This is a genomic window from Actinomycetota bacterium (genome assembly GCA_035536535.1).
GTDB lineage: Bacteria > Actinomycetota > JAICYB01 > JAICYB01 > JAICYB01 > DATLNZ01.
Genome location: DATLNZ010000118.1, coordinates 1 through 9,672, shown reverse-complemented (window position 1 = coordinate 9,672; position 9,672 = coordinate 1). Strand labels below are relative to the sequence as shown.

The following is a 9,672-nucleotide window of genomic DNA, read 5'->3' as shown; positions in this document are numbered from 1 at the left end:
ACGGCATCAGGCTTCGTGTACGGGTTGAGTCTCTCCGGCGACCGGATCTTGCCGGCCAGGGTGGCCGCCTGTGCGGGCGTGAGCGCTTCCGGGGAGGCGGCGAAGAACGTCCTGGCGGCCACGGCCAGTCCGTACGAGCGCTGTCCGAAGTAGACCTGGTTCAGATAGCGCTGGAGCAGCTCGTCCTTGGAGTACTTGCGCTCGAGCTTGCTCGCGTATAGCACCTCCCGGAGCTTTCGGAAAAGCGTCCTCTCGGTGCCCGCGTAATTGAGCTTCGCCAGTTGCTGGGTGATGGTGCTGCCGCCTTGCGTCCCGCCTCCGCGGATGTTGTTGAACAGCGCCCTGACGACTCCCGACGGGTCCACTCCCGAGTGTTCGTAGAAGGACGCGTCCTCGGCCGCCAGAACGGCCCGTTCCACGTGTTCGGGCAGACGCTGGAGGTCGACCGTCTCCCTCTTCTCCTCCCCGAGGGCACCGATCTCGGATCCGTCCTTGGCCATCACCGTGGAGGTCTGCGGGAGGGTGTCGAAGCCGCTGATGTCGGGAGCCAGCGGCGAGGCGACGAACAGGATCACCCGGCTGGCCGTGTTCGCGGTAGCACGCCGGACGGGGGGGATGAGCATGGCCAGCAGGAACACGGCCGCGAAGATGCCTGCGCGACGCCATCCGATGGCGCGAGCCGCGCGCCGGAACCTGCCAGCCTTTTCGTCCGCGGGCCGTGCCTCTTCCACCAGCTCCTCCTCGTCTCGCCTGGTCCTTGTTCCCAGGGTAGAGCGCGCTCAATCCGCAGATACGGACAACAGGGCCATCCGGGTCATCTTCGGCCCCCGTCTACGATGGGCTCATGCGCAACCGCCCGTTCGGTCCCCGCACGGCTGTCATGGGCATCCTCAACGTGACCCCGGACTCCTTCCATGACGGCGGCAGATACGACAGGGTGGACTTGGCGGCCGCCCACGCCGAGCAGATGGTTTCGGAGGGCGCCGACCTGATCGACGTCGGCGGCGAGTCCACCAGGCCGGGAGCGGCCGAGGTTAGCGTGCAGGAGGAGATGCGCAGGGTCGTGCCGGTGGTCGAGGCGGTGTCCAGGCTCGGACCGGCGGTGTCGATCGACACCCGCAAGGCAGAGGTGGCCGAGGCCGCGCTGGACGCGGGTGCGACCATCGTCAACGACGTGTCCGCCGGAGCCTACGACTCCGGGATGCTGGCGATGATCGCCCGGAGGGGCGCGACGGTGATCCTCATGCACATGCGCGGGGCGCCAGCGACGATGGACTCCCTCACCGGCTACGGGGACGTGTTCCGGGACGTGGCCACGGAGCTGTCCCTGCGAGTGAGGGCGGCAACCGAGGCGGGAGTCCCCAGCGAGCGGATCCTGGTCGACCCCGGGCTCGGATTCGCCAAGACCGCCGAGCAGTCGCTCCAGTTGCTCCGCCGGGCCGAAGAGCTCCGGGGGCTGGCCGCAGGCGTCGTGGTGGGACCGTCGCGCAAGAGGTTCGTCGGCCACGTCACCGGAGAGGACCGTCTCGAGGGAACCGCGGCCGCCGTCGCGTGGTGCGCCGTCCGGGGCGTCGACGTGGTCCGCGTGCATGACGTCCGCATGATGAGGCGCGTGGTCGACATGATCTCCGCCATTTCGAAAAGCGGCGAGCCGGCGATGGTCGCCGAGGGGGCCGGGGTTTGAGCAGGCGCGCGCTGGCGGCGGGCCAGGCCTCGCGCCTGTTCGACGACGGAGACGGCCTGTTCGAGCTCAACCCCTCCCGGCTCCAGTGCTATCTGGACTGCCCGCGGCAGTACCGGTTCCGGTACCTGGACAGGCGGCCCGAGCGGCGGAGCTTCCCGCAGGCGACGCTGGGGTCCTCCGTGCACCGGGCGCTGCGCGACTTCTACGCCCAGCAGCCCGGCGACCGAACGCTTGAAAGCCTGCTGCGGGCCCTGCGGCACACGTGGGACCCGGGCGGCTTCAGGTCAGCGGCGGAGGGCGAGGCGCAGATGGTGAGGGCCGAGGAGATGCTGCGGCGCTACTTCGACCTCGAGGACCACGCCGCAGTCCGTGCGATCGCCCTGGAGTCCAAGTTCTCGGTGACGCGCCTGGCGTCGCGACTGCTCGTGTGGGGGCGGATCGACCGCCTGGACGCCGCCGGCGACGACTACGTGATCGTCGACTACAAGACGGGCGCGTTCCGCCAGGACCCGAAGTCGGTGGACGAGTCGCTGCCCCTGTCGATGTACGCGATGGCGGTGTCCGAGCAGTTCCGCCGGAAGGTCTCGCGAATCGTGCTGTACCACCTCGCCGACGGCAAAAGGGTCGAGACCCGCCGGGATCCGGACCGTCTGGACTCGGACTGGACCCGCATCGAGCAGATCGTCGACGTCATGCGCGCGGACAGGTCCTACCCGGCCAGGCCCGGCACCCTGTGCCGATGGTGCGATTTCCTGGATATCTGTCCGGAAGGCAGGGCCCAGGCCGGGCCGTTTTTGCCCCAACCGCTGAGGAGAAGGAGAAGAAGCTAGATGGATCTGATCATCGTCAAGGGAGTCAAGGCTTCCGGGCGTCACGGTGTGGCGCCGTTCGAGCGCGAGAACCCAACCGAGTTGGAGGTTGACGCGGAGCTGTCCTACGACCTGGCTCCCGCGGCCACCTCCGACAGCCTCGGGATGACCATCGACTACACGACTGTGATCAGCGAGATCAAGCGGGTGGTGGAGATTTCCTCCCACTCGATCATCGAAACGGTCGCGCAATCGATCTCCGAGGCGCTGCTGCAGCTGGGAGCCGACTCCGTCCTCGTCCGGGTGTCGAAGCCCGCGGTGGCCGGGTCGCTGGGGGTCGAGGAGGTCGCCGTGGAGATCGAGCGCGGCGACGTCTGAGCCGGGCTTGCGGACCGCATACGTCGGACTCGGCTCCAATGTCGGCGACCGGCTCGGATACCTGAGGCGGGCCGTGGCGGAATTGAGCTCCCACTCGCTCGTCGAGTTCGTCGCCGCTTCGTCCGTCTACGCCACCGACCCCGTCGGGCCCCCGCAACCCGACTACCTCAACGCGGTCGTGGAGGTCCGGACGTCGCTTCAGCCCCTGCAGCTGCTGGCGCTGTGCAAGTCGATTGAGCGCGAGGTTGGACGGATGTCCCGGGGCAGGTGGCAGCAGCGCGAGGTCGACCTGGATCTGCTGCTGGTGGAGGGGCAGACGGAACAGGGGGCCGAGCTCACCCTGCCGCACCCCGAGATGCAGGACCGGGCCTTTGTGCTGGTGCCTTTGTCCGACCTGGATCCCGGCCTGGTCCTGCCGTCCGGCAGCCCGATCCTGCGCCGTCTCGAGGAGATCGGCCGATCCGGCGTGAAGCTGGCGCACCCCCCGGAGTCTCTGTGGCCTCGGCCGTGACCGCCGAGATCGTCATCGCCCGGCGGTTTAACGGCCCGCCGGCATCGGGAAACGGCGGCTACACGTGCGGTCGCGTCGCTGCTTTCATCGAAGGTCCCGCGCGGGTTTTTCTACGGCGTCCTCCCCCGCTGGAGCGTCCGATGCGTGTTGAACGGGAAGCCGGACGGGTCCTGGTCATGGACGGCGGGGAGCTGGTGGCAGAGGGTGGTCCTGCCGGGATGTCCGGCCCGGAGCTGCCACACCCGGTCGGTCTGGAGGCCGCGGTTGCCGCCGCGTCCGAGGCGGAACGCGGGATCACGTCGTGGGCGGCGCGTCATCCGTTCCCCACGTGCTTCGTCTGCGGCCCCCAGCGGGAGCCGGGGGATGGCCTGAGGCTGTTCGCCTGGCCGGTCCAGGGGCTCGATGTGCTGGCAACGGTGTGGACGCCGGGGCCGGACCTCGCCGCCGACGACGGCTGGGTCCGGCCGGAGTTCGTTTGGTCGGCGTTGGACTGCCCCAGCGGAGCGGCCGCGATGCGGTCCTTCACTGAGGGCGCTGCCGTCCTGGGGACCATGGAGGCCGGCATGACCGGGCCGGTGCGTTCGGGGGCCGCCCACGCCGTGGTTGCCTGGCGAACGGGGGCCGAGGGGCGAAAGATTCTGTCCGCCTCGGCGATCTTCACCAGCGCCGGGGAGCTGGTCGCGCACGCGAACGCCGTTTGGGTCCGGCTGAAGACGGAGGTCCCGCCGGTGGGCTGAGCGTCGGGCGCTGACCGGTTGCGGCTCCCGAACACACGTTCTAGAATCGCAGGTCATGCCCCCAGAGCAGCTCTTCGAGCTTCGCCGGACGGTCTTCGACACTCCTCATTTTCGCGGCATCGAGTTCATCGAGGCCGAGGCCAAGTCGATCCTCAACCGGGTGCCGGGAAACGCGCTGCCTTTCAACTGGACGATCAACCCGTACAGAGGTTGCAGCCATGCCTGCACTTACTGTTTCGCCCGCGTGACGCACACGTACATGGACATGAATGCCGGACGCGACTTTGAGTCGAAGATCGTCGTGAAGGTCAACGCTCCGGAACTTCTGCGCCGCCAACTCGCGGCGAAAAGGTGGAAGGGCGAGCACGTCGCCATGGGGACGGGGACAGACCCGTACCAGCGCGCCGAAGGGCGCTACAGGCTGATGCCCGGGATCATCCGGGCGCTGACCGACTACCGCAACCCGTTCTCCATCCTCACCAAGGGAACGCTGATCCTCCGGGACCTCGGCCTCCTCGTGGCGGCGGCGGAGATGACGGACGTCTCGACGGCCGTGTCCATCGGGACTCTGGACGATCGGGCATGGCGCGAGACCGAGCCCGGAACGCCCCACCCCCGCAAGCGCATGGAGGCTGTGGCGAGGATGAACGCGGCCGGCATCCCGTGCAGCGTGATGGTGGCCCCCGTACTGCCCGGCATCACCGACGACCCGCAGATCCTGCGCGACGTGGTCCAGGCGGCCGTCGAGGCCGGTGCTCCGTCCGTCACTCCGATCCTGCTGCACCTTCGGCCGGTGGTTCGCGAGGAGTTCATGAGCTGGCTTCAGGACGCTCACCCCGGCCTCGTCGCACGCTACGACCAGATGTACACGCGCCCCTACGCGCCCTCGTCCGACCGAAAGGAGCTCGCCTCGACCGTTAGCTCGCTCGTGCGCGAGGCGGGAGGCCTGAAGGCCAGGCCGGGGGGCCGGCGGCGATTCGCCGTTCGTGCGGAGCCGCTCGACAAGCCGCAGCAGGCGCAGCAGCTCCAGCTCCTCACCTGAGCGCTCCGGGGCTCTCGCCGCTACGCTGAACTCCAGGTCCGAGTCCGGTATCCCGCGGGAACTGGAACGACGAAGGACCCTTTGTCGTCTCCCGGCCCCGCGCGAGCTAGTCGAAAGGTGTCGCGTGGCGAAGAGGCCGTCCATCTCCATCGTGGGCTGTGGCCGCGCCGGCGGCAGCATCGCGCTCGCGCTGCAACAGGCCGGGTACCCGATCCTGGCCGTCTGGTCGCGGTCCAGGTCCGGACGCCAGCGCGCGCACAGGCTGCTGGACGTCCCTGTGCTGTCTGGGATCGCGGAGACGGTATCGGCGGCGGATGTGGCGGTCGTAGCGGTCCCCGACGATGCCATCGAGAACGTGGCGGCGGAGGCTGCCGCGGGCGCGGGTCCGGGACAGCGCGTCGCGCACACGAGCGGCGCGACCTCGGTCCAGGCGCTTGCGGCAGTGAGGGCCTCCGGCGCGTCTGTCGCTTCCATGCACCCGCTGCAGACACTGCCCGACCCCCACAAGGGGGCCGAGGCGCTGAATGGAGCTCCCGTCGCCGTCACATGCGACCCCGCGGACAGGCCTTTCCTGCACCGGCTCGCGATGGGATGGGGAGGCAAGCCGTTTGCCCTGCCCGACGATGCGAAGCCTGCCTATCACGCGGCCGCGGTCTTCGCCTCCAACTACGTGCTGGCGGTCGTCCACGCGGCGACTGCGCTGCTCGAGGGCATCGGCCTCGCGCAGGGGCGCGCGCTCATTGCGCCTCTGGTGAGGACGTCCGTGGACAACGTGCTTTCAGCCGGCGCCGCGTCGTCGATAACGGGACCCGCCGCGCGCGGCGATACCGGAACGCTGCGCATGCACGTGGAAGCGCTGCGGGCCAGGACCCCGGAGGGGATGCAGGACCCGATCGCCGGTGCCTACCTGTCGCTGGCCGCATTGTCGGCGGTTCTTGCGGGGCGGTCTCCCGATGTACTGGGCGAGCCCCCGGCCCGCCCGGCGGAGGAACCGGCGCGATGATGACGGTGCGCACGATTCCGCGGATGCGAACGGTGCTGTGGGAGGCCCGCGGTCGGGGCGACACCGTGGGATTCATCCCCACCATGGGGGCGCTGCACGAAGGACACCTGTCGCTTGTGCGCCGAGGGCGCAACGAGTGCGGGTTCGTCGTGGTGAGTATCTTCGTCAACCCCACCCAGTTCGACGTCGAAGCCGACTTCCAGGCCTACCCGCGGAACCTCGAAGACGACGCCGCGCTGTGCCAGGAGGCGGGGGTGGACGCCGTTTTCAGTCCCGGGGCCGGCGAGATGTACCCCGAGCCTCCGCTCACTCGGATCTCGATGCCGGCTCTCACGCAGACCATGGAGGGCGCGGTTCGCCCGGGCCACTTCGAGGGTGTGGCTCTGATCGTCTCCAAGTTGTTTTCGATTATGGGGACTTGCCGCGCCTACTTCGGCGAGAAAGACGCACAGCAACTGTGCGTGGTGAGCCGTCTGGCATCCGACCTCGACATGCCGGTGGAGGTGGTGGGCTGCCCGACCACACGCGAGTCCGATGGGCTGGCGATGTCCAGCCGAAACATCAGGATTCCCGAGTCTGATCGGCCTCGCGCGCTGTGCCTGTCCCAGGCTCTGTTCTCCATTCGCGATGCCATACAGGCCGGGCAGCGTGATGTCGAGTTCCTCATCTCCCTGGGCATGACCGAGCTCACAGCGGCGCGGCCCGATGCGGTCGACTACCTCGAGATCGTCGATCCGGCCACGCTCCGGCCCGCCACACGGGTGGAGAGCGACGTGCTGGTCTGCGGCGCCATCAGAGTCGCCGGAACGCGTCTGATAGACAACGTACGGGTGCATGTCGCCGGCCCGTCCGGGGACCCCCTGGGGGGATCCTCGGCCGGCGAGGGGCCCGCCGACCGGAGGGACACGAGATGATCCGCTTTTTGCTCAAGTCCAAGATCCACCGCGCGCTCGTGACCGAGGCCCGGCTGGACTACGTGGGGTCCATAACCATCGACGCCGAGCTGATGGACCTGGCCGACATCCGGGAGCACGAAAAGGTGCTCGTCGTGGATGTGGACAATGGGTCGAGACTCGAGACGTACGCGATCCCCGGGCCCCGCAGGTCGGGGACGATCTGCATGAACGGCGCGGCCGCGCGACTCGTCCACGCCGGCGACAAAGTGATCATCATGACCTTCGCCGGGTTCGACCAGGAGGAGGTGGCCGGCCATCACCCGCGCGTCGTTTTCGTCGACGACGGCAACCACCCCGCCGGTACGGCCGGCGACGACTCCGGTGACTCCGGTGAAGGCGCAGGCGGGCTGCTGTGAGGAGGCGATGAGGGCCCAGACTGCCGCCGCAGCGCTGGAGGCCGACGTCGAGCGGGTCGTGCGACTCGCGCTTGACGAGGACACTGCCACCCGCGACATCACCACCGAATCGGTCGTCGCCTCGGATGCGCGCGGCGTCGCGGAGGTCATCGCGTCGGCTCCCGGCGTCGTCTTCGGCCTGTCCGCGGTGGCCGCTACGTTCCGTCGGCTGGACCCGGCCGTCGATGTGGTCACGCCGGTCTCCGACGCGGACCCGGTCGAGGCCGGACAGGTGCTCGCCAGGCTGACAGGAAGCCTGCGCGCCATCCTCACCGGCGAGCGGACGGCTCTGAACCTGCTCGGCCACCTGTCGGGCATCGCCACGCTGACGCGCGAGTTCGTCCGGCTGGCCGGAACGGCCGAGGTGACCGACACCCGCAAGACCCTTCCCGGGCTGCGCACGCTGCAGAAGGCCGCGGTCCGCGCCGGCGGCGGCGTCAACCACCGAATGGACCTGTCGGCGGCGGTGCTCGTGAAAGACAACCACATCGCCGCCTGCGCGTCCGTTTCGGAGGCAACGCGGAGGGCTGTGTCGTCGGGACTTGCGGTGCAGGTCGAGTGTGAGTCGGCGGGCGACGTTCGTCAGGCGTTGGAGGCGGGTGCGTCCTCACTGCTCCTGGACAACCGGCCGGCCGATGAGCTGGAGGCGCTCGTCCGGCTGGCGCGGGAGATGCGTCCCGGGGTGTTCATCGAGGCGTCCGGGGGCGTGACGCTGGAGACGGTTGCGGCGATCGTCGCGACGGGCGTGGACCGGGTTTCGGTGGGCGCTCTCACGCACTCGGCCCCCGCGCTGGACGTGAGCCTGCGCCTGGTTCGCGCCGGGTCGTAGCGGGCACCGCCATGCTTCTCACCGTCGACGCCGGCAACACCGAGACCACCCTCGGCCTGTTCGAGGACGAAGACCTGGTCAGGACGTGGCGGTTCGCCACCCAGACGGCCAGGACCCCCGACGAGCTGTTCGTGTTGTTCCAGGCCTTTTTGGCCCTCGAGCGGATGTCGTTTGACCGCACCGTCGCAGAGGTGGCGATAGCCAGCGTCGTCCCGAGGGTCACCCAGTCTCTGCGCGAGATGGTCCAGCGCTACCTGCAGTTCGAGCCGCTGATAGTCGGCCCCGGAGTCCGGACGGGGATGCCGGTGCTGATCGACAACCCCCGGGAGGTCGGGGCGGACAGGATCATGGGCGCCGTCGCGGCCTATGAGATCTACGGCGGACCCGCCATCGTCATCGACCTCGGGACCGCCACGACCTTCGACGCCGTGTCCGAGGGAGGCGAGTACCTCGGCGGGGCCATCGCCCCGGGTCCCCACACGGCGGCGCAGGCCCTGGTCGCGGGGGCAGCCCAGCTGGAGCGCGTGGAGTTCGCGCCCCCCCGCAGGCTCATCGGCAAGAGCACGGCCGAAGCGCTGCAGTCGGGCATCGTGCTCGGGTACGCCAGCCTGATTGAAGGCATGGTGGCCAGGTTCCGGACGGAGCTGGGAGCCGAGGCCAGGACCGTGCTCACGGGGGGCCTGGCCGACCAGATCTCCCCGAACCTGTCCATCGTCGACGAGGTGGACCCGTGGCTGGTCCTGCGGGGACTGCGCATCGTGACCGGACGCAACCGGACTCCCCAGTGATCGACCCGTCGCCCGTTAGAGTGCCGCGATGAGCGAGGAGGACCTTTACCGGGCCCGTCTGGGCAAGCTCGACGACCTGGGGGCCGAGGCGTGGCCCGTCCGGTTCGGACCCACCGAATCGGCGTCCGAGCTGCAGGAGCGTTACTCGGGGCTGGAGCCGGGGTCGGAGTCGGGCGACGTCGTTTCGGTGGCAGGACGTCTTGTCGCGACGCGCGAGCAGGGAAGGCTTGCCTTCGGGGACCTGCAGGACCGCACCGGCCGCATCCAGCTGTTCGTCACGCGCGACCTGGTCGAGCGGTTCAAGGAGCTGGACACGGGCGACATCGTCGGCGCCACCGGCGAGGTCATGCGGACCAAGCTGGGCGAGCTGTCGGTGCGGCCGTCGGAGCTCGTGATGCTTGCGAAGTCGCTTCGTCCGCTTCCGGACAAGTGGCACGGCCTGAAGGACGTCGAGGTCCGTTTCCGCCAGAGGTACCTGGATCTCATCTCCAACCCGGATTCACAGCGGATCGCGCGGTTGCGCAGTGCCGTGATCCGGGC

Annotated in this window: 13 protein-coding genes; 12 read left to right on the top strand and 1 reads right to left on the bottom strand. The window is 69.2% G+C overall.

Annotation, left to right across the window (positions count from 1 at the left end):
* On the bottom strand, positions 1–731 hold a 731-nt coding region (locus VNE62_08095), incomplete at its 3' end, for a biosynthetic peptidoglycan transglycosylase (GenBank protein ID HVE92245.1).
* 113 nt (positions 732–844) lie between these two features.
* Between VNE62_08095 and folP the strand changes: the two genes are divergently transcribed.
* From folP to VNE62_08035, 12 genes are all read left to right on the top strand, one after another.
* The gene (folP, locus tag VNE62_08090; protein HVE92244.1) at positions 845–1,684 is read left to right on the top strand and encodes a dihydropteroate synthase; all 840 of its coding nucleotides are present in this window, start codon (positions 845–847) and stop codon (positions 1,682–1,684) included.
* Positions 1,681–2,514: a PD-(D/E)XK nuclease family protein gene (locus tag VNE62_08085; GenBank protein HVE92243.1), complete on the top strand. Its 834-nt coding sequence runs from the start codon at positions 1,681–1,683 to the stop codon at positions 2,512–2,514. Before folP ends, VNE62_08085 begins: the two co-directional genes overlap by 4 nt.
* Complete coding sequence (locus VNE62_08080; GenBank protein HVE92242.1) at positions 2,515–2,871, top strand: dihydroneopterin aldolase; 357 nt, start codon at positions 2,515–2,517, stop codon at positions 2,869–2,871.
* Between the two features lie 7 nt (positions 2,872–2,878).
* Complete coding sequence (folK, locus tag VNE62_08075; protein HVE92241.1) at positions 2,879–3,382, top strand: 2-amino-4-hydroxy-6-hydroxymethyldihydropteridine diphosphokinase; 504 nt, start codon at positions 2,879–2,881, stop codon at positions 3,380–3,382.
* Positions 3,367–4,119 carry a hypothetical protein gene (locus VNE62_08070; protein ID HVE92240.1) on the top strand — a complete coding sequence of 251 codons (753 nt, stop codon included), beginning with the start codon at positions 3,367–3,369 and terminating at the stop codon, positions 4,117–4,119. The genes folK and VNE62_08070 overlap by 16 nt, the downstream gene beginning before the upstream one ends.
* Before the next feature lie 55 nt (positions 4,120–4,174).
* Complete coding sequence (locus tag VNE62_08065; protein ID HVE92239.1) at positions 4,175–5,161, top strand: radical SAM protein; 987 nt, start codon at positions 4,175–4,177, stop codon at positions 5,159–5,161.
* A 124-nt stretch (positions 5,162–5,285) separates the two neighbouring features.
* Positions 5,286–6,164: a Rossmann-like and DUF2520 domain-containing protein gene (locus VNE62_08060; protein HVE92238.1), complete on the top strand. Its 879-nt coding sequence runs from the start codon at positions 5,286–5,288 to the stop codon at positions 6,162–6,164.
* On the top strand, positions 6,164–7,078 hold the full coding sequence (panC, locus tag VNE62_08055; protein HVE92237.1) for a pantoate--beta-alanine ligase: 915 nt from the start codon (positions 6,164–6,166) through the stop codon (positions 7,076–7,078). The genes VNE62_08060 and panC overlap by 1 nt, the downstream gene beginning before the upstream one ends.
* A complete protein-coding gene (gene panD, locus VNE62_08050) occupies positions 7,075–7,476 on the top strand; it encodes an aspartate 1-decarboxylase (protein HVE92236.1) in 402 nt (133 codons plus the stop codon). Before panC ends, panD begins: the two co-directional genes overlap by 4 nt.
* 7 nt (positions 7,477–7,483) lie before the next feature.
* On the top strand, positions 7,484–8,344 hold the full coding sequence (gene nadC, locus VNE62_08045; protein HVE92235.1) for a carboxylating nicotinate-nucleotide diphosphorylase: 861 nt from the start codon (positions 7,484–7,486) through the stop codon (positions 8,342–8,344).
* Positions 8,345–8,355: 11 nt separating this feature from the next.
* A complete protein-coding gene (locus tag VNE62_08040) occupies positions 8,356–9,132 on the top strand; it encodes a type III pantothenate kinase (protein ID HVE92234.1) in 777 nt (258 codons plus the stop codon).
* Between the two features lie 28 nt (positions 9,133–9,160).
* On the top strand, positions 9,161–9,672 hold a 512-nt coding region (locus VNE62_08035; protein HVE92233.1), incomplete at its 3' end, for an OB-fold nucleic acid binding domain-containing protein.